Origin of the sequence: Riemerella columbipharyngis (genome assembly GCF_900101995.1) — a bacterium.
GTDB classification, from domain to species: Bacteria; Bacteroidota; Bacteroidia; order Flavobacteriales; family Weeksellaceae; genus Riemerella; species Riemerella columbipharyngis.
In genome coordinates this window covers 143,458-166,784 of sequence record NZ_FNAS01000002.1, presented here as the reverse complement: position 1 = coordinate 166,784, position 23,327 = coordinate 143,458, and the positions used below count along the sequence as shown (strand labels likewise).

Here is a 23,327-nt window from a genome sequence, read left to right as displayed (position 1 = left end):
ATTTAGGTATTTTATTTTATATTTGCGAAAAAATAAGCCTTGAAAAAACTATTTAGTGAGACTATCATTTATGGAATAGGTGCGATATTGCCCCGTATCATTTATTTTCTTCTTAATCCGTTTTTTATTCATTTCATAAAGAGAGACGAGTTTGCACAGTTTACCAATCTCTATGCAATGACAGCGTATGTGAATGTCGTACTGCAGATGGGTTTCGAGACTTCATTTTTTCGCTATTCTGCCGAAAGAGAAAACGAGAAAAAAGCTTTTTATACTTCGTTTTGGTTCTTGTTTTTTACATCTGGATTATTTTTGTTTTTGGTTTTGATTTTCAATCAGCCTATAGCGTCTTTTCTCCACTACGATACACATCCCGAGTATATTCGTTGGTTTGCACTCATTGCCTTTTTTGAAAATATTTGCATCATTCCTTTGGCTTGGCTGAGGTTCAACGGAATGCCGATAAAATACTCTGCCGTGCGTGTGGCTCAGGTTTTACTGCAAGTCCTCTGTGTACTATCTTTATTCTTGTTTGTACCAAAGTCTTGGTCCGAGAGTATAGGGATGAAGACACAGGTCTCTTATGCTTTTGCCAGTAATCTTTTTGCCTGCATTATGGGGGTGTTATTTCTTTCACCGATATTCCTCAAAGTGCGATTTCGTTTTTCGAAGACGCTTTTCAAGAGAATGATTAAATACTCTTATCCTGTAATGTTGGCAGGATTAGCTTTTATGATCAATGAAAATTTTGACAAAACCGTTCAGTATTATCTCATCTCGCCTACGGATGCCGGAGCCTACGGCGGATGCTACAAATTGGCAGTACTGATGACGCTTTTCGTTACCGCTTACCGTATGGGGGTAGAGCCGTTTTTCTTCAAAGAGATGGGAAAAGAAAACCCCCAAAGTACTTATGCAAAGGTTACGGAATATTTTTCCGTTTTCGGTTCTATAGTGGCGTTTGGCATTATTGCTAATATCGGCTGGCTCAAGGTATTGTTTATCCCAAACTCTAAATATTGGGTTTCTATAGACATTGTGCCTATTATCGTTATCGGCAATCTGTGTTTTGGGATATATTACAGCTTATCGGCCTGGTACAAAGTAACGGATAGAACAGTCGTAGGGACATTTATTTCTTGGAGTGGGGCGGTGATTACTATTGTTCTCAATTTAGGATTTCTCAAAACTTACGGATTTATGATATCTGCTTGGGCAACTTGGTTTGTTTATTTCTTTATGATGGTCTTTTCTTATTTTTTAGGACAAAAGTATTACCCTGTTCCTTACCGCGTGAAAAAAATCGGAATGATATTGATAACACTGGGTGTATTTAGTTTTGTTTCTTACAAGCTGTTTGATGCTGATATTATTATTGGCAATCTTATGTTTGTGCTTTTTGTGGGAATTATTGCTTATTCCGAAAGAGAAATGCTTGCAAGGCTTGTAAAAAGGGAATTTTAACGATAATTAATATAAAAAGGAATAATAATTGTATTATGCACTAAAACCAATTTTATGACAAAAACATCAAGCGTAATCTTGGCAGCGTCTTTGGGTTTTCTTGGCGTTGTGGTACTTATCAAACTAAGAAAACAAATACAGTCTAAAAAATCAACATCTGATTTTGAGCATCTCTTTTTGGAGGAAGAATCAGAGTACAATGATATAGAGCTCAATGCCCTTTTGTAAGATAGGCTAAAGCAAAGTCCTATGGCGGAACACAACGACTTTGGAAAATATGCAGAACAACTTGCTGAAAAGTATTTGATAGACAAAGACTATGTTATTTTGACAAAAAACTACCGCTACCAAAAAGCGGAAATTGACATTATTGCCCAAAAAGAAAATACAATAGCCATAGTAGAAGTAAAGGCAAGGCAGTCTAATGCCGTAATGGCACCTTACGAAGCCGTAGGAAAAAAGAAAATGAAACTTTTGGTCTTGGCGGCAGATGCCTTTTTACAAGATAGAGGCGATGAATTGGAAGCACGGTTTGACATTATTTCCATAACAATTTCTGATAACAAAGAACCAAATATCGTCCATATAGAAAATGCCTTTGAAGTAATAGATGTCTGTTGATATATCCTAATCCGGTAAAAGATATTCTCTATGTAAATACATTGGAAGTTCCTACGGAAATCAAAGTGTATGATACCCTCGGGCGTTTGGTAGCTGCCAATACCCACCAGAATACCATAAACCTAAGCCAGCTAAACAAAGGTATATATATGGTATCCGTAGTAGTAAACAGCAAAAAACAAGTGAAAAAAAATATTAAGAATTAAATTATAATATTCTTACGAACTATGCCGCCTTGATTTTTTTTGAGGCGGTTTTTTATTTTGAATAAAATAATAGAGGTGTAAATTTTGTTGCTTGATGTAGTCTAAAACTAAAGCGGTTTTTACTATCTTTGCCACTATAACAAACGGGCTTTTCAATGAAAATTTTACACTTAGAGACCTCGTCCAAAAATTGTTCTGTCGCCATTTCCAATGGGAATGAACTTTTATGTCTTTGCGAAGAAAGAACAGGCGATTACAAGCAAAGCGAAAACCTACACACTTTTGTGGAATGGGCATTGGAGGGAGCAGAAATTACCCTGAAAGATTTAGATGCCGTATGTCTGGGAATGGGGCCGGGCTCTTATACCGGATTGCGGATTGGTGCGGCGTCTGCTAAGGGATTTTGTTTTGGATTAGGGATACCTTTGGTAGCGGTTAATTCTTTAGTTTCTATGGCAGAGCCTTTTTTAGGAAACGGGTACGATGCCATTATCCCGATAATAGATGCCCGAAGAATGGAGGTTTATACGGCAGTATTTGATCCTAATAATGGAGAAATGATTACAAAAACAGAGGCAAAAATATTAGACGAGAATTCTTTTGATGAACACACAGGACAACGGGTTCTTTTTGTGGGAGATGGCTGCACCAAAGCTCAAGAAGTGCTAAAACTACCGAATGCAGAGTTTCGCTCCGATGTTTATCCATCGGCTCAATATCTTATAAAGAAAGGAGTTGAAAAATTCAAAAATAAAGAGATTGAGGATGTGGCTTATTTTGAACCTTTTTATCTAAAAGATTTTCAAGGAGTAAGGCAGAGAAAGAAAGAAATATTTTGATTTAGTTTGAGTGCAGTTTTCTGTTTTATTTCAAAATTTTGTTTATCTTTACTCGTTTTAAGCTAATAACTTTGGTTTAAATAATTTATAATTTGTATTTTTGCATTCAGTAAGTGTTTTATGAAGTTTATTATTAAGAAAAGACCAAAATTCAACTATATCGAAGAAGGAAAAGGAGAGCCTATCGTTCTTCTTCATGGGCTAATGGGGGGGCTCAGTAATTTTGATAAGATGGTAGATTTTTTTTCTGCCAAGGGGTATAGAATGTTAGTACCGGAGCTTCCTATTTATGATTTATCAATTATCAATACCAATCTTACGGCTATTTCTAAATTTGTGGCAAGGTTTATTAAAGAGGAAATAGGCGAATCTGTAACCATCGTAGGTAATTCTATGGGGGGGCATGTAGGGCTTATTCTTACTTTGGCAAAACCGGAGCTGGTAAGCCGCCTGGTGCTTACGGGAAGTTCTGGGCTGTATGAAAAATCTTTCGGAGACAGTTTCCCAAGAAAAAGCGATAAAGAATATATCAAGAGGAAAACTCAAGAAGTGTTTTTTGATCCTGATGTTGCTACGGACGAATTGGTAGATGAGGTTTTTGCTGTAGTAAACGATAGAATGAAAGGCATAAAAACAGTAATGCTTGCCAGAAGTGCCATAAAACATAATATGCTGAAAGACCTTCCGTTAATCTCTTGTCCTACTTGCATCATTTGGGGAAAACAAGACAATGTAACCCCTCCGGAAGTGGCAGAAGATATGCATAAGTATATTCCAAACTCCGAACTTTTTTGGATAGATAAGTGTGGGCACGCTGCTATGATGGAAAGACCAGAAGAATTTAATGAAATTCTATACCAATGGCTGTTAAAGCATAATGCCTAAATATAATATGCTCATAAAATCTGCAATATTTGAGAAAAGTAGCCAAAGATGGCAGGATTGTCCCGATGACAAAATTCCGGAATATGCTTTTATAGGACGGTCTAATGTTGGGAAATCTTCTCTTATCAATGCTGTTACTAATCATAAAGGTTTGGCAAAAACTTCCCAAACACCGGGTAAAACTCAGCTTATCAATCATTTCAGAATTAACAATGATTGGTTTCTTACTGATTTGCCAGGCTACGGTTATGCAAAGGTGTCTAAATCTCAAAGGCAGGTTTTTGAAAAACTCATTACCGGCTATATCCTTAACCGTAAAAATCTGGTTAATCTTTTTACGCTAATAGACATAAGGCATACCCCTCAAAAAATAGATTTGGAGTTTCTGGAATGGTGTGGAGAAAATGGAGTACCTTTCTCTATTATATTTACCAAAGAGGACAAAATGAAACCCAATGCCGCCAAAAGCAATGTGGAAAAATATTCCCAAAGGCTTCTTGAAACTTGGGAAGAGCTTCCTCCTATGTTCATTACTTCGGCAGAAAAAAAAACGGGGACAGACGCTATTTTAGACTTTATAGAGCAGACTAATCAACTTCTGAGAGATAATAAGGTTGGTTTTTGATGCTTAGTTCCATAGGTTAAGATTATCTGCTGAATTTGATTTTTACAGCTTCGAAATTATAAATTACCACTAAAACAAAACTTCTACTGTCATACGGTTATTGATATTGAAAATATTTTATTTAGGAATAATAGTATATGAATTGTATGTCTTATATAAATTGAAATAGGGCAAATTCATTATTTTTATGAAAGTAAAATCAAACTCAATTTTGGCTTTCAGCAACTTTCTTTTGAGGAGAAAGGCTATGGATTTTTTTATTGATTACGGTTTTGAAGAGTTTTACAATAGGAAATTCGGCTTCAAATGTATAGAATAGGATATTTCCTAACGAAGAAAAAAGTTTAATTTTTCAATTAAAAAATATAAAAAACGAAGCGAGATAAATACATTCCGATTTTGTTTGATTATCTTTGCAGAATAAATTATTTTTATCTTTTGTATGATTACCGCATTATTGATTTTGGTTGTTTGCCTTGGTGCTTTGGTTGGCAGGCTTCTGGGGACTAATAGAGGTTTTGCTAAGAAACTCTTGGTACTCAGTGCGGGGTTCATTATAACGGTTTGTGTATGTGAGATTTTTCCAGCCGTCTATGAGAATGGCGGGCCTAATATAGGTATTTGGGTTATTGCCGGGGTTCTTTTACAATTGATTTTAGAAAATATCACTAAAGGCTTGGAGCACGGGCATTTTCATTACAGCAAAGATAATAATGTTTTGATACCTACGGCGTTGATGTTTGGGATGTTTGTACATGCCTTTATAGAGGGAATGCCATTAGCAGGCTCTACTACTATTCGTCTGCCTTATTTGCTTGGTATATTGGTGCATAAATTCCCTATTTCTTTTATACTGGGTGCATATCTCTACACTTCCAAGATGCCTAAGTTTTATGCTATGGCATTGATAGGGGCTTTTGCGGCAGCATCTCCTTTGGGGTTTTTCTTCGGAAACTATATCAATGGACGGTACGAATCTTATCTGTTGGCATTGGTAGAAGGAATATTTCTACATATTTCTTCTGTAATTATTTTTGAGAGCAATAAGAACCACAAGATGGATTTTCAGAAAATTTTTCTTGTTCTTATGGGGGGAGGGGTGGCACTATTAGGACATTTGTTTCATAGTCATTAGAGAATGAATTTTATCAGATTTTAGTAGTCACAAAGTAATTGAACAAAAATTTTAAATTTATTCGATAAGCTCAAAAAATCCTGAATAATTTACTAAAACCAATGGCGGTATAATATATATATGCGTCTGATTTTCAAAATGAGTTCAGACGCATATGGAGTTTTGTGTTTTTTTTTAATTTTATTTTTAATACTTGATGGATTTTCAATCTAATCTTACAAACGAGAGATTGAATGGATGAAATAGGTTACTTCTCGTGTTTTAAGTCAACATTCCGCCATCTATATTAAGAACTTGCCCCGTGATATAAGCAGACAACTCTGAGGCTAAAAATACGCAAGCATTAGCCACATCTTCCGGCTGTCCGCCTCTTTTTAGAGGTATGGCATCTCTCCAGCCTTGTACTGTTTTTTCATCCAATGCGGCAGTCATTTCTGTTTCTATAAAGCCGGGAGCTATGGCATTGCAACGAATATTTCTGGAGCCCAATTCCAAGGCGATAGATTTAGTAAATCCTATTACACCGGCTTTGGATGCCGCATAGTTGGCTTGTCCTGCATTTCCTTTTATGCCTACCACAGAAGTCATATTGATAATACTGCCGCTGCGGGCTTTCATCATAGGTTTGATTACCGCTTTGGTAAGATTGAATACAGAATCGAGATTTGTCTTAATAATAGTATCCCAATCATCTTTGGACATTCTGAGCATAAGATTATCCCGAGTTATTCCCGCATTATTGATTAAAATGTCTATTTTTCCAAAATCTTTCAAAACTTGTTCTGCCAACTGCTGTGATGCTTCGTAGTCTGACGCATCACTTTGGTATGCTTTTATTTCTGTGATTTTACTTAGTTCACTTTCAATAGCTTGAGCTTTATCTGCAGATCCTGCGAAAGTAAAAGCGATCTGAGTGCCTTGTGCTGCAAATGCTTCTACGATACCTTTGCCAATTCCTCTGGTACCACCAGTAATTAGAGCTGTTTTTCCTTCTAATAATTTCATAATTTCGTTCTTTTTAATAGCCCAAAAGTAAGAATTTTAATTTATTTCATTGCTTTTAGAAGGGATATTTCTTCTTTTAGAAGAGCGATGATATCGTCTTTGGCTTTATGAGTTGATCGGTAACTTCTTTGTTTTCTTGATAGAAATTTTCTATTTTAGAAGAATAAATACTCTCGCTTCCGTAGTTGTGCTGTACAAAACTGCATTTGTCAAAATCTAATATTTGGCTGATAGGAGTTTCTAAAATTTCAGAAATTTTAAACAATCTTTCCACGGTTAGTTTTGGTTTCTCCGGTTTCTATTTTTCTATAAGCAGCGGGCGTAAGCTCTAGCTCGTTTGCCATATTTTCGTAGGTATAGCCTTTTTTGTTTCTGTACTGAACAATTTTTTCTACTACTTTTTCTATTTCCATGATATACTAAATTTTTACCAAAAGTATAAAATTTTATACTAATAGTAAAATAAAAGAAACCGAAAATTAAATGTTAATAGATGTTAAAGTTTAATTTTGTAACATAAAAATTAACATTTATGAAAATAAAAACTTTATCTACGATGATGTTGTTGAGTGGAATTTTGGCATCTTGCAACTCTTGGGTGAAAATAGGGAATTTGAATTCTATAAGTAATAGAAATATAGATGATAGCAAACAATATTCATTGATAAGCAGAGATGTAGAAGCCGAAGCAAAATCAGGTTCAGATGCTTTGGAGCAGGCTGTTGACAATCTTACGGGAAAATATCAAGGAGAGTTTGTAAGAAATGCTAAAATTTATGTGAAAGATAATGGTGAGAAAGTAAAAGTAATAGGAGATGTTTGGGGAGTGCAAAATACCATTACGAATATCAAAACAGTGGCAAATGCAGAAATAGATTTGAAAATAGGTGATTCGGTTGTGTTTAAGAGAAAAGGCGATATTACGGAAGGAAAGATTATAGGAATTGGTGCAGAAAAAGTTGTTGTGGAATATGGAAGAAAAGGAAGGAAAAAGATTGAGCTTAGATTTGATGAAATAACGAAAACAAATAAAGAATTAAAATAACTCAAAAATGAAAAAGCTGTTATTAGTGCCATTAACTGTTATTGTGTTTAGTGGCTTGCAGAAAAGAGGAAAGTACTACAAGTACTTCGTCGTCATCCTCTACAGAAATTATTAAAACCTCTACAAGTGCAAAGATTACCGTATTGCACGAGAATGGTTCTACGCAAGAAGGAGTAGTGGTGCTGATGTTTGATGCTAAAGTAGAAACGGATAAACCGCTTCCTAGAATATTGAAAGAGGCGGTTACAGATTCAAATGGATTGGCATACTTTGATTTGGCTTTTTTTGAGTCTTCTGAGGGGCAAACTTTTTACTTTGCCGGATTTACTAAAAATAGCGATGATTCCTATAGTTTGATAGGTAAAAACCAGCCGGCGTTTACTCTGAAAAAAGGACATGTGTATTCTTCTGAAATTGTGATTAAATAACTTAATAAAATAAATAAAACAATGAGAAAGTTTATTCTTTTTACCATTCTTATGGTATTCTTAGGCGGAGTAGTTACATCTTGTAGAAAAGATGATGACAAGAAATCTAACTCAACAACTACAGAAGCAAAAATTAAAGTAGTACAAAATGGAAAGGTAAAACAAGGGGTTACAGTTTATATGTTTGATGCTAATGCTGGACCAAACACTGTTTTCTTTAAACCAATACATTCTGACAGATCTGTTGTTACAGAAGCTGATGGAGTAGCTACATTTAAGTTACAAGATGTTTATGATTTGGAAGTTATAGACAAACAAACTACTATTTATTTCGGAGTTTTTAGTGGAAATAATGTATTGGGATATACTGCTGTAACAATAGAAAAGGGACAAATAAAATCAGCCGGCCTAAAATTTAAGCCGACCGGTTTTTTGGTTAATCATATAGATTCAGAACAAAATGATTTAATCAAATAGATATTGTAGCTGATTGCGTTATAGAAGATTGAGAGAAAATAATTATCTATATTTTATTGGTCAAAATAAAAAAAATGGCTACAAGTTTTTTAATGATTAGAGATAGGTTTAATTAAAATAGGCTGCGTGATATTTGTCTCTATATTTTTACATATGATATTGAATATTAGTCGTTATAATAATTTTTAAGTAATGGTTGTTTTACGGATTTAATAATCGGTGTTTGTCTTGATATAATATAGAGGTAAGATTTTTTAGTCAATTACTTTATTCTTAACCTAAAAAATTTTATATTTGTAGAAATTCAAATCAAGTATGAAAACTAACTATATAGAGACACAAAGTGTGTCGTTTGAAGATTTCAAAAAGTCTGTATTAGAAGATTATAGACTGGGGCGTGTTTCCAGAGAGATGTCTTATTTAGGTAGAAGAGAGGTTCTTACGGGGAAGGCTAAATTTGGGATTTTTGGAGACGGTAAAGAGCTGCCACAGATTGCAATGGCTAAAGTTTTTAGAGATGGTGATTTCCGCTCGGGCTATTACAGAGACCAAACTTTCTCTATGGCTGTAGGTGCCGTTACGATTGAAAGTTTTTTTGCACAACTATATGCGGATACCAGCGTGGAGAGAGAGCCCGCATCGGGGGGGAGACAGATGAATGGTCACTATGCTACAAGAAGTTTGAATGAAGATGGTTCTTGGAAAAATTTAACACAACAAAAAAATATATCTTCCGACATTTCTCCTACGGCGGGGCAGATGCCAAGACTTTTAGGATTGGCGTATGCTTCCAAAATTTATAAAGAAGTGTCGTTTGAAGGGGTGGAAAAATTTAGTAATCAAGGTAGGGAAGTAGCTTTTGGAACGATAGGCGATGCTTCTACGGCAGAAGGACATTTTTGGGAAACCCTCAATGCAGCTTGTGCTTTGCAGGTACCAATGATTGTAAGTATTTGGGATGATGGCTATGGTATTTCTGTGCCTACTAAAAACCAAAGGGCAAAAGCGGATATCTCTGAAATGCTTTCCGGTTTTCAAAGAAAAGAAGGCGAAAACCAAGGCTGTGAAATCATTACTGCCAAAGCGTGGGATTACGAGGGAGTACTGAATGCCTACGCCCGTGCAGAGCAGTTTGCAAGAGAGGAAAGTATTCCTGTGGTGGTGCATATAACGGAGGTTACGCAGCCTCAGGGGCATTCTACTTCCGGTTCTCACGAAAGGTATAAATCTCAAGAGCGACTGGACTGGGAGATAGAGTTTGACGGACTTAAAAAGTTTCGTGAATGGATTCTCGGCTATGAAGCTGTAATAGAAGGGAACAAGGAAATCATTGCAACAGAAGAAGAATTGGATACCATTGAAAAAGAAGCCAAAAAAGCGGTAAAAGATGGGCAAAAGAAAGCATGGGAAAATTACCAAAAAGAAATTTCCGATTTGAGGGACAAGGCAATGCCGTTAGTGAAAAAGATGATTCCTCAGAATGCAGAAATTCAATCTATTATAGATAAATTCAATAAGGTTATATCTAAATCTAAGAAAGATGTTTTTCATCTTGTGCGTAAAACATTGTTGGTAACCAGAGGCAGTCATACCATAGAAAGACAGGCATTACAGCAGTTTTACAAAGAGATTTCGAGCGTAGAGAAAAACCACTATTCTTCTCATCTGTATTCGGAATCCCAGTGGAAAGCAACTAATGTAAAAGAAATAAAACCTATATATAGCGATTCGTCTGAAGAAGTGGACGGCAGAGTAATCATCAGAAATAATTTTGATAAAATATTTGCAAAATACCCTGAAACACTTGTGTTTGGTGAAGATTCTGGAAATATTGGCGATGTGAACCAAGGCTTGGAGGGAATGCAAGAGAAATATGGGGAATTACGTGTCGCCGATACCGGTATTCGCGAAGCAACTATTCTTGGGCAAGGCATCGGAATGGCGATGCGTGGACTGAGACCTATTGCCGAAATTCAGTATTTGGACTATATTCTTTATTGCTTACAAGGAATGAGCGATGATTTGGCTACGGTACAATACAGAACCAAAGGCGGACAGAAAGCCCCTGTGATTATTCGTACCAGAGGGCACCGTCTTGAGGGAATATGGCATTCCGGTTCGCCTATGGCTGGTATTCTCAATTTATCGAGAGGGATTAACATTTTAGTACCAAGGAATCTCACTAAAGCCGCAGGATTTTACAATACGATGTTGAAGAGTGATGAACCCGCACTGATTGTAGAATGTCTCAATGGTTATCGTCTAAAAGAAAAACAGCCGGACAATCTGGGTGAATTTACCGTTCCGGTGGGTAGGGTAGAGGTAACGAAAGAGGGTACGGACATCACTGTACTTACTTATGGCTCTACATGGCGTATTGTGATGGAAGCTGCAGCCGAGTTGGAAAAACTTGGCATTTCTGCGGAAGTCATAGATGTGCAGTCGCTGATACCGTTTGACTTAGGCCATGCTATCGTGGAGAGTGTTAAGAAAACCAACCGTTTAGCGGTAATAGATGAAGATGTACAAGGTGGAGCATCCGCGTATATCCTACAGCAGGTATTGGAAAAACAACAGGCGTTCCGCTATTTAGACAGCGCTCCTATCACGGTTACGGCAGAAGACCATCGTCCTGCTTATGCCAGTGATGGAGACTATTTTAGTAAGCCGTCTGCCGATGATATGGTAGAGAAAATCTATGCCGTGTTTAATGAGGTTAATCCTAAAAAGTTTCCTAATATTTTTTAGTAAAAATCAAAGTCGATTTTCTTTGTTAATAAAATAAAAGAATGAAAATAGGTATTTTAGGCGGAGGACAGCTGGGGAGAATGTTTATACAGGAGGCACTGAAGTATGATGACGCGTTTTATACTTTGGATCCTGCGGAAGATTGTCCGTGTGCGAACATTTCTCATCATACGAAGGGTGATTTTAATGATTATCAGAGCGTCATTGATTTTGGTAAGGATAAAGAGGTACTTACCATTGAAATAGAGCATATAAATGCAGATGCACTTGAATATCTTGAGAAACAAGGCGTGAATGTAATTCCAAAATCCTCTGTTGTCAAAATGATTCAGCAGAAAATTTTGCAGAAAGAATTTTATAAAAAAAATCATATTCCCACGCCAGATTTTCAGGTTATTCAGAACAAATCGGAGGTTGATTTTCCTTTGCCTTTCGTTCAGAAACTGAATACAGGGGGGTATGATGGAAAGGGTGTACAAATCATTAGAACAAAAGAAGACCTAGGAAACCTTTGGGATGCACCGTCTGTATTAGAGACATTAGTAGATATTGATAAAGAGTTGTCTATTATTATAGCCAAAAATCAACGAGGAGAAGTAGCAGCTTTTCCGGTTACGGAGATGGTAGCAGATCCAAAGCTCAATCTTTTAGATTTTAATATCTGTCCGTCCGAGCTTACGGAAGAGGTTCAGAAGCAAATTGCCGAAATAGCAGCATTGTTTATCGAAAAAGTGGATTCTGCAGGACTTTTTGCCATAGAATTATTGTTGGATAAAGAGGGAAAAGTATGGGTGAACGAAACCGCTCCTAGACTTCATAACAGCGGACACCAAAGCCAAGAAGGAAACAGGAACTCTCAGTTTGAGCAATTTTATAGAGTGCTTAGAAATTTACCTCTTGCAAATACGGAGGCTACTGGCTATTCAGGGATGCTAAACCTCGTAGGAGAGCAAGGCTTTTCGGGGAAAGTAGAATACGAGGGACTGGAGGAAGTACTCAAAGATTCCAAAACCTTTGTACATCTTTATGGAAAAACGGAGACCAAACCAGGTAGAAAGATGGGGCATATCAATGTCGTGGCTCATACCAAGAAAGAACTAATGGATAAACTTATTGCTATAAAATCTATGGTAAAAGTGAAAAGTATTAACGAAAAAGTAAAATAATGGTAGGAATAATTATGGGAAGCACAAGCGATCTTCCCGTTATGGAACAGGCTGCAACATTTTTGCAGTCTATGGAAATTCCGTTTGAATTAACGATAATTTCCGCCCATCGTACGCCGGAGCGTATGTTCCGTTATGCTAAAATCGCCAAAGAGAGAGGCATAAAAGTAATTATAGCAGGAGCCGGAGGTGCCGCTCATCTGCCCGGTATGGTAGCGAGCTGTACCACTCTGCCCGTTGTAGGCGTGCCGATTCTTAGCAGCAACTCTATCGACGGCTGGGATTCCATATTGTCTATTCTTCAGATGCCGTCGGGGATTCCTGTGGCTACGGTGGCACTAAATGGAGCTACAAATGCAGGAATTTTAGCCGCTAAAATTATCGGTGCGAATGATGAAAATATCAGCAAAAAGCTGGAAGCATACCAGCAGTCCCTTACCGATAAGGTGCTGAATGGCGTGGAAGAAGTAAATACAAGGTATCCCAATACCTTTGAGAAATAAAAAAAAGAAAATATGAAATCCGAAAAAATTATCTCACATATTGTTAATTGGTTAAAAGACTATGCTGAGAAATCCAAAGTAAAAGGTTATGTAGTAGGGGTTTCCGGGGGTGTGGATTCCGGTGTGGTATCTACCCTTTGTGCTATGACGGGGTTGAAAACATTACTATTAGAAATGCCTATCCGCCAAAAGCAAGACCAAGTCAATCGTGCGTGGGAACATATAGAAAATCTTAAAAATAGATTTGATAATGTGGAGGCTATGAGTATTAATCTTACACCGGCTTTTGAGGAATTGTACAAAACCTTTGATGTTCAAGACGAAATTTATCCTAACGAAAAATTGGCCTTTGCCAATACACGCAGCCGGCTGAGAATGCTTACGCTCTATTATTACGGACAAATTAACGGACTTTTAGTATGCGGTACAGGGAATAAAGTAGAGGATTTCGGGATAGGATTTTATACCAAATACGGCGATGGCGGGGTAGATGTTTCGCCCATTGCAGACCTCTATAAAACCGAAGTTTACGAACTTGCAAGAGCACTTGATTTAGTAAGAAGCATTCAGGAGGCAATCCCTACAGACGGACTTTGGGATGTGGATAGGACGGATGAACAGCAGATAGGTGCCACTTATCCCGAATTGGAAAAAATTCAGAAAGAATACGGCGTGAAAACGGAGAAGGACTACACGGGAAGAGATTTGGAGGTGTATGAAATTTTTGATCGAATGCACAAAGCTGCCCAACACAAAATTAATCCTATACCCGTTTGTAAGATTCCGGAGGATTATAAAAGCTAAATTTTTACTTTTTAATGATAAAAATCGAGGAATTAACCTTGATAGAATTAATAGAACAAAATATGATTCTCAACCATCTATTTACAAACGAAAGGACAGGAGAACAGGATAACCGAAAAGCCTCTCGTAGTGATTTTCAGAGGGATTACGATAGGATAATCTTCTCATCCGCATTCCGAAGACTGCAAAACAAAACTCAGGTGTTCCCGCTTCCGGGGAGTGTTTTCGTGCATAATCGTTTGACACACTCTTTGGAGGTGTCTTCTGTGGGGCGGAGTTTAGGCAGTTTGGTAGGTGAATTTTTGGTTGATAAATTTAGCAAGGACTTGACACTCGAAGCTCAAGAGTTTTATTTGCATCAGTTGGGGAGTGTTATTGCATCGGGGTGTCTGTGCCATGATATTGGAAATCCTGCTTTTGGACATTCCGGAGAAGATGCTATAGCGAGTTATTTTGATAAAAACGAGGCATCCATTAAGTCTAATTTCAGTGATAAAGAATGGAAAGACCTTATTAATTTCGAGGGAAATGCTAATGCAATAAGAGTACTCACTCATCAGCAAAATGGTAAAGATGCAGGCGGTATGCATCTGACTTATACTACATTGGCAAGTATTGCAAAGTATCCGTGTGAGTCCATTGCTAAGGACAAAAAAATCCTTCACAGAAAGAAGTTTGGTTTTTTTCAGAATGAAAAAAGTACATTTGAGGCTATTGCGGCTAAAACTCAAATGATTAAAGAAACGGATGAACCTCTAATCTACAAAAGGCATCCTTTCGTGTGGCTGGTAGAGGCGGCTGATGATATTTGCTATAATATCATTGATATGGAAGATGCTCATCGCTTGGGGATTATATCCACCTCAGATTGTAAAAACCTTTTTTACGACCTTGTGAAATCCGTAGATGGCAATACCAAGAGGGTAGATGCTAAGATGGCTACTCTGGCTGATGATAATGAAACGATATCTTACCTTAGAGCAAAGACCATCAATGCCCTTATCAATAAATCTTTTGAAATTTATAAGGAAAATGTTTCGGCGATTCTCAGTGGAGAAATGGATATGGGGCTACTGGATATCTACCGAAAGCAAAATGATTCTCTTCAGCAAATTGAAAAATTCTCTATAGAAAAAATATATAATCACAAGGCAGTGGTAGAGATAGAAAATGCAGGGTATAATGTAATGTACGAGCTTCTCGACCACTTTATTCCGCCTATGATTTTGGATAAAGAAAAGCGTAAAAAGTATGATGAAAAAGCATTGCTTCTTATCCCTAAACAATTCCGTTACGAGGACGAAAGTACCTACCGAAAAATTCTCGGAGTACTTGATTTTGTGAGTGGAATGACGGATAACTTCGCTACCGACCTTTATCGGAAAATAAAAGGGATAGAGATCGGAATGACAATGTAGAATTTATATCATTTGATAATAATTCCACGCGGCTAAAAATACGCCTGCAGTCTCCGTCCGCAAACGCTGAGAGCCAAGGCTTACCGCCTTTATTCCTCTCTGAGAAAGTATTTTTATTTCATTTGGGCTAAAATCCCCCTCGGGTCCTACGAGAAAAGTCAATGCCGGAACTTTACCGATGGTCTTAATATCAGCTCTTTCAAAAGCCTTATCACAGTGTGCTACAAATGTATTCTCTGTATCTATTTGCTCCAAAAAAGAAGAGAGCTTTTGCATCTCATTCACCATTGGGAAATGGTATCTTAGGCTTTGTTTGGAGGCAGCCACCACTTTTTTTCTTATTTTATCAATATTAATATTTTTTCGCTCAGATTTTTCCGTGAGAAGAAATGAAATTTCGGAGATGCCCATCTCTGTGGCTTTTTCCACAAAAAAATCGATGCGGTCTATATTCTTGGTAGGGGCTATGGCAATGTGGAGTTTTGGAATAAATTTATTTTCGTAAAACTGGATTTTAGCCACTTCTACATTAGTCTTTTTGCCCTCTATACGGAGCGTCCCTTCTGCTAAATTCCCTTTGCCATCGGTGATATAGAGCTGAGCTCCGCTTTTCATTCTCAATACTTTTAGAATATGCTGTTGTTCGTCTTCGTCTAAAATAACGGCATTAGAGTTTATTTCTCCAAAGAATAATTTCATTTTCTGTTTTTGTAGTTTTGTTTAGGATAATGTATGTGGTTGTTTTACAATGTTTTGATTACTGTAAGCAACGGCAAATATAGGAAAATAAATTGACAGCGGTTAATTTTTTAATTGAGTTTAAGGGATTTTTAGCCAATGAGATTTTCAAGATTATAAAATTAGTAATATATTTGAAAGAAATCTATACCATGCGAAAATGAGTTTTTTAGAATATACCATTAGCGAACTCCTTAATCAAAATTCTGATTTATCAGGGTTTAATATTATTTTACCGAATAAAAGACCTGAGATATTCATTAAGCAAATTTTGCAAAACAATCGTTATACAGGTATGTTACCTTGTATTTTTACCATAGAGGAGTTTATGCAATATGCTACAGATAAACAATTGATAAAAGGGGTTTCGCTGTGGCTGTTTGCCTACGATGTATATAGGAGGGGATATAATGATGATTTTTCTTCTTTCCTGAAATGGTTCCCTACATTGTCAAAAGATTGGGAAGATATGCTGAAGTTTTCGGAAGATTACACTAAGGTGCTCGGCTATATGCAAGATGAAGAACGGATAAAAAATTGGGGGGAAAACCTCAATCAAGAACAAAAAATCCGTTACAAGCACTTAGACTTTTGGAAAAAAAACTGTGTTTATTTGCCGGAGCTGGAAAAGGCTTTGGAGCAAAAAGGCTTTGCCACTATGGGAATGATGTACAAGGCACTTAAACAAAATATGAAAAGTTTTATAGAGAAAATTTCCGAAGATTTTGTTTTTTGTGGTTTTAATGCGATGACGCCTATAGAAGAAACTTTGGTAAAAGAGCTTATCAAATACGATAAAGCCCAATGTTTCTTCGATGCGGACGCTTACTATATGAATGATGAAAAGCAGGAAGCGGGTAAATTCCTGAGAACTTACAAAAAATGGAATGTGTTTAATGAAAATAGACCTTTCCGAAGGATAGAAAATAGTTTTAGTCAGCCTAAGGCTGTTACAGTCTATGAAGCACCAGGTAACATTACACAAACGAAAATTCTACCGAAACTCATCAATAGCAATGATGCCTCTTCCAAAACAGCTGTGGTTTTATTAGATGAAAATTTACTTACGGCAACGCTGGAAGCCTTGGGAGAGGTAAAGAGCATTAACATCACGATGGGTGTACCCATTAAAAATTTAGCTTTTAGTACAATAATGAAAGCGGTTTTTCATCTGCATAAGCAAATCAGCCAAAAGAAAACTTATTATCATAAGAATATTGTAACCATACTTGGCGGAATACCTTGCAGTAAGGCAGACCAAGCGTATATTTCGGAGTTTCTGAAACATATCAAAGAGCATAATATGGTGTATATTTCTGCTAAAGTCTTGGAAGAAAAGCTGGGCAGCCTGTCTTTTTTCAAAATATTTCAGGTGCAAGAGGCAGACACACTTTTGGATACTCTTATTGATTTTTGTACTCATCTTAAAGGTTTGCTGTTAGAAGATATTCAGTATGAAAATATATCCTACTTTGAACAAAATTTCAAGACGATTAAAAACCAAATTCAGGCGTATCATTTTCCGATTAGCATAGATGTTTTAGAAGTATTGATGAACCAAATGCTACAGTCGGAGAGTATCAATTTCAGGGGTGAGCCGCTTTCGGGGCTTCAAGTAATGGGGCTTTTGGAAACGCGTTTGCTTAGCTTTGATAATGTGATTTTGGTGTCTGCCAACGAGGGAAAACTACCGCAGGGAGACCAGCAGAGTTCATTCTTGCCATTTGATGTAAGGCGAATTTTTGGACTGAATACCTTTTTGGAGAATGACAGCATTCACGCTTATCACTTTTACAGACTTATCCAGTCTGCAAAAAAAATTAGCATCATATACAATAGCTTGAGTTCCGGATTGAATACCGGAGAGAAAAGCCGATTTATCCGACAATTGGAAATCGAAAGCCCCCACGATATAAAGCAAGTGGTAATAGAAGCCCAATCCGAAGAGGTAAAAAATGATTTAATTACCATTCCTAAAACTCCTGAAATTATTGAAAACCTTAGGGAAAATTGGGCTAAAAAAATATCCGTATCGAGCCTTAACACTTACCTCAGAAATCCTATAGATTTTTATTTCAACAAAGTTTTAGGGATATCGGAAGAGCGGGAAATAGAGGAGGAACTGTCCGTACGAAGCTACGGAACGATAGTGCATAATGCGCTTGAAGCGGTTTACAAAAATTTTGTAGGGAAAATCGTTACAAAGTCAGATTTGGAGCAAGCTATCGGCGAGGCTGATGCGATATTGGACCAATGTATAGAACAGCTTAAATACACCAAAGATTTTTACAATACCGGAGTGAATTACATTCACAAAGCTCTCGCCCGAAAAACCCTTGAAGAGATGCTTCGTTATGATTTGGATTTAGTACAAAAGGGGCATCGTTTGGAGATTATAGGATTAGAGAAGTCATTCAAAGATGTGTCGTTTTCATTGGGAGAAGAGGCAGACGACAAAGTTTATTTTACAGGGATTATAGACCGTATAGACCGGCTGGACGACAAAGTACGGGTGATAGACTACAAAACCGCAAAGGCTAAAAGCTTAAATTCAAGAATAAATAGTGAATATTTTGTTAATGACAGCAAAAAGCAGATTATACAGCTTTGCTTCTACGATTATTGCCTCAGGCATATCTCACCGGAATTGTTTACTTCCTCGGTAGAATGTAGTATTTGGAGTTTCTACGAAATAAAAAAAGGGCCACAGAGCATCAATAATATGACTGTGGCTGATAGGGTGATGATAGGCGTAAAAAATTTAATTTTAGAAATCTTAAACCCTGAAATTCCTTTTTTAGAAAAGCAATATCCAAAATTCTAAGTTTATTTAGCAATAAGCTCCATTATTTTCAGTGCGGCTTTCAGAGCGTGGGTGCCATCTTCCAATGATACTTCTACTGCTTTGTTTTCCGTAATGGATTCGGCGAAGCTTTCTAATTCATCTAAGATGGCATTATTAGGCTGTATATTGGGGTATTCAAAAAGGATTTGATTGCGTTCTCCTTCTGCATTTTCGATAATCATATCAAACTCAGACGGATGTTCTGGTGCCGTTTGCATTCTTATGACTTCTGCCTTCTTTTCTAAGAAATCTACGGAGATATAGGCATCTTTTTGGAAAAATCTGCTTTTTCGCATTGCTTTCATTGATATTCTGGAAGTAGTAAGATTGGCCACACAGCCATTTTCAAAAGATATTCTGGCATTGGCAATATCCGGTGTTTTACTGACTACGCAGACACCGCTGGCGTGTATTTCCTTTATTTCAGATTTTACAAGGCTGAGCAGAATATCCAAATCGTGAATCATTAAGTCTAAAACCACGGAAACATCTGTCCCTCTCGGATTGAACTCTGCCAAGCGGTGAATCTCTATAAACATAGGCTCTTTGATGTATGGCTTGGTAGCTAAAAATGCCGGATTGTAGCGCTCTACATGTCCCACCTGGGCTTTTATGTTTTTTTCTTTACATTGCCTAATGATACTCTCGGCTTGTTCCAAAGTTTGGGTAATTGGTTTTTCTATAAAGAAAGGGAGCCCCCTATCAATAGCCTTCTGAGCATAATCGTAATGGTAGAGCGTAGGCGTTACGATGTCTAACATTTCTATCTCGGAGAGAAGTGCTTCTAAGTCTTCAAAATATTTGTAGCCAAATTCAGCTTCTATGTGTTTTCCGTTTTCTCTATCGGAATCGTGGAAGCCTATGAGATTGTATTTTTCTGATTGTTGGAGTAGCCGGAGGTGAATTTTCCCAAGGTGACCGGCACCTACAAGTCCTACTTTAATCATATCTAAATAATTTCACCAAAGATAAAGAGAAAATTGTAAATGATCATATTGTTAATCATAAAATCTTAACGGCTTTTATTGGGCTTAAGTCTCTAATCAATTTAAATATGCTTAACTTAGATTTGAATGATGAACTCTTAAAGACATTAAATTCAGTAAGTTTATAGAAATAAATGATGAAAAAAATGTACGGCAAAATGTTTATGGCTATGCTCACCTTTATTGCTTATAGCGATTGTAAGGAAATCGGTAAGCATATGGAAAGATGGAATGCGGAAGTGTATAGTTCTCTCTCTTCGTTATACTGTTTTTGGAAAAAAATGAGGTTTTTATCATTGTTGTGATAGGGCATACTTGTTTTTAGATATTTTTATTTAGAGATTCTTCCAATCGATAATCTTTAATAGTATTTTTGTTGATTAAGTCTTTATGGCAATTGTGTGTTATTGCTTGATGGGCATTAGTTTATAAATATATGCCTTGTTGGCTATCTCCGTCTGTGTAAAACCGTATTCCATACAATTGGTGTCATTTATCGAGGTGTATCGGTTGCCGTGAATATAAAATTTACATAAACTCTTACCCTTCCGTAAACTTACTTTTTGTATTTTTGTGCTATGAGAGATGGAAAAGACGAAACGGTAGATTTATTTATCCAAATAAGTGATGCTATGCATCAATGGGTTCTTGCTCACTTTCCAAATGTATGGTGGAGGCTGTGGGTAGATATCGCTGTGGAATTTTTGTTTTTGGTTTTACTTTTATTAACAATAGATAGAATATTCAAGATTATTTTTCGGATATTTTATTTTGTATTGAAAAAATACTCGTATAAATCATTGATAAAAAGTCTCTACGAAAGTAAAGTTACTAATTCGTTTGCCAATTTTATTGCCATTGGACTAACTTCCGAAGCGGTATATTCTATTTTCTATAAACACCCCAAGAGCTATGCTTTTTTAGATACTATTTTTGGATTGTTGCAAGTGGCGGCATTTGGTATTTTATATTTTAGGATTCTAAAATCTATAGAGAAATACTATTATTACAAAAAAGATTTTTATAGGATTACCACCATTAGAGCCATTACTCAATCTCTAAAACTTATAGGGTATATTTTCTTTATATTCATAGGTGTTTCTGTGATTTTTCATATAAAGGCAGGGACAATTCTTGGGAGCTTGGGAGCAATGACTGCGGTTATTTTGTTGATCTTCCGAGATACTATATTGGGATTTGTTACGGGTATTCATGTTTCTACTTCCAAAAATCTAAAAGTGGGGGACTGGATAGGCATACCCAAATACAACATAGAAGGAACGATAGAGGAAATAAGCCTGCTCACTGTCAAAATATTGAACTTTGATAAAACGGTCTCTACCGTGCCTACTTACGATCTTCTTTCGACAGAGATAAAGAATTATCAGCTGATGTCTGAAACCAACACAAGACGGATAAAAAGGGCTATTATTTTTAATATAAAATCTTTCAAATTCGTAGATGAGCAACTTTATGAGAGGCTTTCAAAAATTAACCTTATACAAGATTATCTGCAAGAAAAATGGCAAAATGTAGCACGAGTAAAATTGGGGATGCCCAATAATAAGGAAATCATAAACGGTCCTCAGCTTACCAATATTGGAACTTTCAGAATATATGCACTGAAATATCTTGTCAATAATCCTAACATAGACCCAAGCGGCACATTATTGGTAAGACAGCTGGAAATAACGACTCAAGGGCTACCTTTGGAAATCTATTGTTTTACGAATGACTCCAAATGGGAGCGGTACGAGGAAATACAAGCCGATATATTTGACCATTTACTCGTGGCAGCAAAAGAATTTGACTTGGAAATAATGCAAGTAAGCGTTAAAATATAAAAGAACATTATGACTAAACTAAGTGTAAATATCAATAAAATAGCGACCCTCAGGAATGCACGAGGTGGTGATGTGCCGAGTGTTACCCAGGTAGCCGTAGATGCACAAAAATTTGGAGCACAAGGGATTACCATACACCCACGCCCAGACCAGAGGCACATTACGAGGAAAGATGTGTATGACCTGAAACCTCTTGTCTATACAGAATTTAACATAGAAGGAAATCCTCATCGTTCCTTTATCGATATGGTTTTGGAAGTAAAGCCGGAACAAGTAACTCTGGTGCCGGATGCTGATGATGCCATTACTTCTAACGCCGGCTGGGACTGCAAAAAACACAGTGAGTTCCTTAGCGATACCATCGCCGAATTCAAAAATGCAGGAATACGAACCTCTATATTCCTCGACCCAAATCCTGAAATGGTACAGTATGCTGCTAAAACAGGAGCCGACCGCATAGAACTATATACGGAAAGCTACGCAAAAAACTATGCCGCAGACAAGCAGAAAGCCATTGAAGCGTACATTGCAACAGCTGAAGAAGCCTCAAAACATAGTTTAGGCATCAATGCAGGACACGATTTAAGCCTTGAAAATCTTAAATTTTTTGCCGATAATATTCCTAATCTTCTGGAAGTTTCTATTGGGCACGCCCTGATTTCGGAGGCACTTTATTTAGGACTGGAAAATACAATACAAGCCTACCTCAAGAGATTAGCAAAATGGTAATTGATGATAAATATGGAAATACTACATTCAAAAATATACGGTAAAGAACAATCTGCCACCCCGCTACTTGTATTTCACGGACTGTTTGGTATGTTGGATAACTGGGGAAGTTTTGGGCGAGAGTTTGGGGAACTAATACCTACTCACTTGCTGGACCTAAGGAACCACGGTAAGAGTTTTCATTCCAATCAAATGTCTCACGATGATATGGCGGAGGATATTCTGAACTATATGAATGCCAACCATATAGAAAAAGCCCATCTTTTGGGGCATTCCTTGGGTGGCAAAGCGGTAATGCAATTTGCTGTAAAATATCCCGAAAAAGTAGAAAAACTCATTGTGGTAGATATATCTCCAAAAGCCTATCCACCTCATCATCAGGGGGTGATAAAAGCCTTGAAAACTGTAGATTTTGACAAAATTACTTCTCGGCAGGGCGTAGTGGAGCATCTTTCTCAATATATTCACGAGCCGGCAGTAATTCAGTTTTTGGCAAAAAATCTTTATTGGACAGAAGAAAAGAAACTTAATTGGAGATTTAACCTTGATACTTTATGCAGCGAATACAATACAATGGTGGCCAATGCCATTACTTTTTCTATCTTTAATGGAGAAACTTTATTCATAGGTGGCGAAAAATCCAACTACATATTGCCGCAAGATGAATTTCTCATTAAGCAGCAATTTCCAAACGCCAAAATTCTGAAAGTGCCTAATGCGGCCCATTGGGTACAAGCAGACAATTCGAAGTATTTTAACCAAGCAGTAAAAGATTTCTTATTAAAAAATTAGTATCTTTATGCCTTGAATAAATTA

Annotated in this window: 25 protein-coding genes; 20 read left to right on the top strand and 5 right to left on the bottom strand. The window is 36.9% G+C overall.

Translation table 11 applies throughout. The features are described from left to right. The first annotated feature begins 39 nt into the window (after positions 1-39). The 8 genes from BLS89_RS02275 to BLS89_RS02245 all read left to right on the top strand — a co-directional run bounded on the left by BLS89_RS02275 (position 40) and on the right by BLS89_RS02245 (position 5,775). Positions 40-1,464 carry a lipopolysaccharide biosynthesis protein gene (locus BLS89_RS02275; RefSeq protein ID WP_092735880.1) on the top strand — a complete coding sequence of 475 codons (1,425 nt, stop codon included), beginning with the start codon at positions 40-42 and terminating at the stop codon, positions 1,462-1,464. 54 nt (positions 1,465-1,518) lie between these two features. Further along, positions 1,519-1,692, top strand: coding sequence for a hypothetical protein (locus BLS89_RS10530; protein WP_176763219.1), 174 nt, complete (start codon positions 1,519-1,521; stop codon positions 1,690-1,692). Between the two features lie 21 nt (positions 1,693-1,713). After that, the gene (locus BLS89_RS02270; protein WP_092735879.1) at positions 1,714-2,085 is read left to right on the top strand and encodes a YraN family protein; all 372 of its coding nucleotides are present in this window, start codon (positions 1,714-1,716) and stop codon (positions 2,083-2,085) included. Next, on the top strand, positions 2,082-2,291 hold the full coding sequence (locus BLS89_RS02265) for a T9SS type A sorting domain-containing protein (protein ID WP_176763218.1): 210 nt from the start codon (positions 2,082-2,084) through the stop codon (positions 2,289-2,291). Before BLS89_RS02270 ends, BLS89_RS02265 begins: the two co-directional genes overlap by 4 nt. A 155-nt stretch (positions 2,292-2,446) precedes the next feature. Continuing rightward, positions 2,447-3,130 (top strand): tRNA (adenosine(37)-N6)-threonylcarbamoyltransferase complex dimerization subunit type 1 TsaB, encoded by a 684-nt coding sequence (tsaB, locus tag BLS89_RS02260; RefSeq protein ID WP_092735877.1) that lies wholly within the window; start codon positions 2,447-2,449, stop codon positions 3,128-3,130. A 120-nt stretch (positions 3,131-3,250) separates the two neighbouring features. Continuing rightward, positions 3,251-4,015: an alpha/beta fold hydrolase gene (locus BLS89_RS02255; RefSeq protein ID WP_092735876.1), complete on the top strand. Its 765-nt coding sequence runs from the start codon at positions 3,251-3,253 to the stop codon at positions 4,013-4,015. Positions 4,016-4,022: 7 nt separating this feature from the next. Then, a complete protein-coding gene (gene yihA / locus BLS89_RS02250) occupies positions 4,023-4,640 on the top strand; it encodes a ribosome biogenesis GTP-binding protein YihA/YsxC (protein WP_092735931.1) in 618 nt (205 codons plus the stop codon). Positions 4,641-5,082: 442 nt separating this feature from the next. Further along, positions 5,083-5,775 carry a ZIP family metal transporter gene (locus BLS89_RS02245; RefSeq protein WP_092735875.1) on the top strand — a complete coding sequence of 231 codons (693 nt, stop codon included), beginning with the start codon at positions 5,083-5,085 and terminating at the stop codon, positions 5,773-5,775. A gap of 261 nt (positions 5,776-6,036) precedes the next feature. On the opposite strand, the gene fabG is transcribed toward BLS89_RS02245, so the two are convergent. The 3 genes from fabG to BLS89_RS10895 form a co-directional block, all read right to left on the bottom strand. Further along, positions 6,037-6,780 (bottom strand): 3-oxoacyl-[acyl-carrier-protein] reductase, encoded by a 744-nt coding sequence (gene fabG, locus BLS89_RS02240; protein ID WP_092735874.1) that lies wholly within the window; start codon positions 6,778-6,780, stop codon positions 6,037-6,039. Positions 6,781-6,856: 76 nt separating this feature from the next. Next, complete coding sequence (locus tag BLS89_RS10900) at positions 6,857-7,045, bottom strand: hypothetical protein (RefSeq protein ID WP_245688792.1); 189 nt, start codon at positions 7,043-7,045, stop codon at positions 6,857-6,859. Then, positions 7,038-7,193 carry a helix-turn-helix domain-containing protein gene (locus BLS89_RS10895; RefSeq protein ID WP_245688790.1) on the bottom strand — a complete coding sequence of 52 codons (156 nt, stop codon included), beginning with the start codon at positions 7,191-7,193 and terminating at the stop codon, positions 7,038-7,040. Before BLS89_RS10895 ends, BLS89_RS10900 begins: the two co-directional genes overlap by 8 nt. Before the next feature lie 119 nt (positions 7,194-7,312). Between BLS89_RS10895 and BLS89_RS02230 the strand changes: the two genes are divergently transcribed. The 8 genes from BLS89_RS02230 (at position 7,313) to BLS89_RS02195 (ending at position 15,369) form a co-directional block, all read left to right on the top strand. Then, a complete protein-coding gene (locus BLS89_RS02230) occupies positions 7,313-7,825 on the top strand; it encodes a hypothetical protein (RefSeq protein ID WP_092735873.1) in 513 nt (170 codons plus the stop codon). A gap of 50 nt (positions 7,826-7,875) precedes the next feature. Beyond that, positions 7,876-8,253, top strand: coding sequence for a hypothetical protein (locus BLS89_RS02225; protein ID WP_092735872.1), 378 nt, complete (start codon positions 7,876-7,878; stop codon positions 8,251-8,253). A gap of 21 nt (positions 8,254-8,274) precedes the next feature. Further along, entirely contained in the window at positions 8,275-8,730 is a 456-nt protein-coding gene (locus tag BLS89_RS02220; protein WP_092735871.1) for a hypothetical protein, read from the top strand. Positions 8,731-9,045: 315 nt separating this feature from the next. After that, on the top strand, positions 9,046-11,478 hold the full coding sequence (locus BLS89_RS02215) for an alpha-ketoacid dehydrogenase subunit alpha/beta (RefSeq protein ID WP_092735870.1): 2,433 nt from the start codon (positions 9,046-9,048) through the stop codon (positions 11,476-11,478). Positions 11,479-11,519: 41 nt separating this feature from the next. Continuing rightward, entirely contained in the window at positions 11,520-12,644 is a 1,125-nt protein-coding gene (locus tag BLS89_RS02210) for a 5-(carboxyamino)imidazole ribonucleotide synthase (protein ID WP_092735869.1), read from the top strand. After that, entirely contained in the window at positions 12,644-13,147 is a 504-nt protein-coding gene (gene purE / locus BLS89_RS02205; RefSeq protein WP_092735868.1) for a 5-(carboxyamino)imidazole ribonucleotide mutase, read from the top strand. Before BLS89_RS02210 ends, purE begins: the two co-directional genes overlap by 1 nt. A 12-nt stretch (positions 13,148-13,159) precedes the next feature. Then, positions 13,160-13,951, top strand: coding sequence for an NAD(+) synthase (gene nadE / locus BLS89_RS02200; protein ID WP_092735867.1), 792 nt, complete (start codon positions 13,160-13,162; stop codon positions 13,949-13,951). A gap of 62 nt (positions 13,952-14,013) precedes the next feature. After that, positions 14,014-15,369: a deoxyguanosinetriphosphate triphosphohydrolase gene (locus BLS89_RS02195; RefSeq protein WP_092735930.1), complete on the top strand. Its 1,356-nt coding sequence runs from the start codon at positions 14,014-14,016 to the stop codon at positions 15,367-15,369. 3 nt (positions 15,370-15,372) lie between these two features. On the opposite strand, the gene BLS89_RS02190 is transcribed toward BLS89_RS02195, so the two are convergent. Then, positions 15,373-16,068, bottom strand: a complete 696-nt coding sequence (locus tag BLS89_RS02190) for an RsmE family RNA methyltransferase (protein ID WP_092735866.1) — start codon at positions 16,066-16,068, stop codon at positions 15,373-15,375. Positions 16,069-16,267: 199 nt separating this feature from the next. Between BLS89_RS02190 and BLS89_RS02185 the strand changes: the two genes are divergently transcribed. Then, positions 16,268-18,931 carry a PD-(D/E)XK nuclease family protein gene (locus BLS89_RS02185; protein WP_092735865.1) on the top strand — a complete coding sequence of 888 codons (2,664 nt, stop codon included), beginning with the start codon at positions 16,268-16,270 and terminating at the stop codon, positions 18,929-18,931. A gap of 2 nt (positions 18,932-18,933) precedes the next feature. On the opposite strand, the gene BLS89_RS02180 is transcribed toward BLS89_RS02185, so the two are convergent. After that, on the bottom strand, positions 18,934-19,899 hold the full coding sequence (locus tag BLS89_RS02180) for a Gfo/Idh/MocA family oxidoreductase (RefSeq protein ID WP_092735864.1): 966 nt from the start codon (positions 19,897-19,899) through the stop codon (positions 18,934-18,936). Positions 19,900-20,516: 617 nt separating this feature from the next. Here BLS89_RS02180 and BLS89_RS02175 point away from each other — a divergent pair. From BLS89_RS02175 to BLS89_RS02165, 3 genes are read left to right on the top strand one after another with little or no spacing between them, the layout of a single operon-like run. After that, positions 20,517-21,782: a mechanosensitive ion channel family protein gene (locus BLS89_RS02175; RefSeq protein WP_092735863.1), complete on the top strand. Its 1,266-nt coding sequence runs from the start codon at positions 20,517-20,519 to the stop codon at positions 21,780-21,782. Between the two features lie 9 nt (positions 21,783-21,791). Further along, a complete protein-coding gene (locus BLS89_RS02170; RefSeq protein WP_092735862.1) occupies positions 21,792-22,511 on the top strand; it encodes a pyridoxine 5'-phosphate synthase in 720 nt (239 codons plus the stop codon). A gap of 3 nt (positions 22,512-22,514) precedes the next feature. Further along, a complete protein-coding gene (locus BLS89_RS02165) occupies positions 22,515-23,303 on the top strand; it encodes an alpha/beta fold hydrolase (protein ID WP_092735861.1) in 789 nt (262 codons plus the stop codon). Positions 23,304-23,327 lie beyond the last annotated feature (24 nt).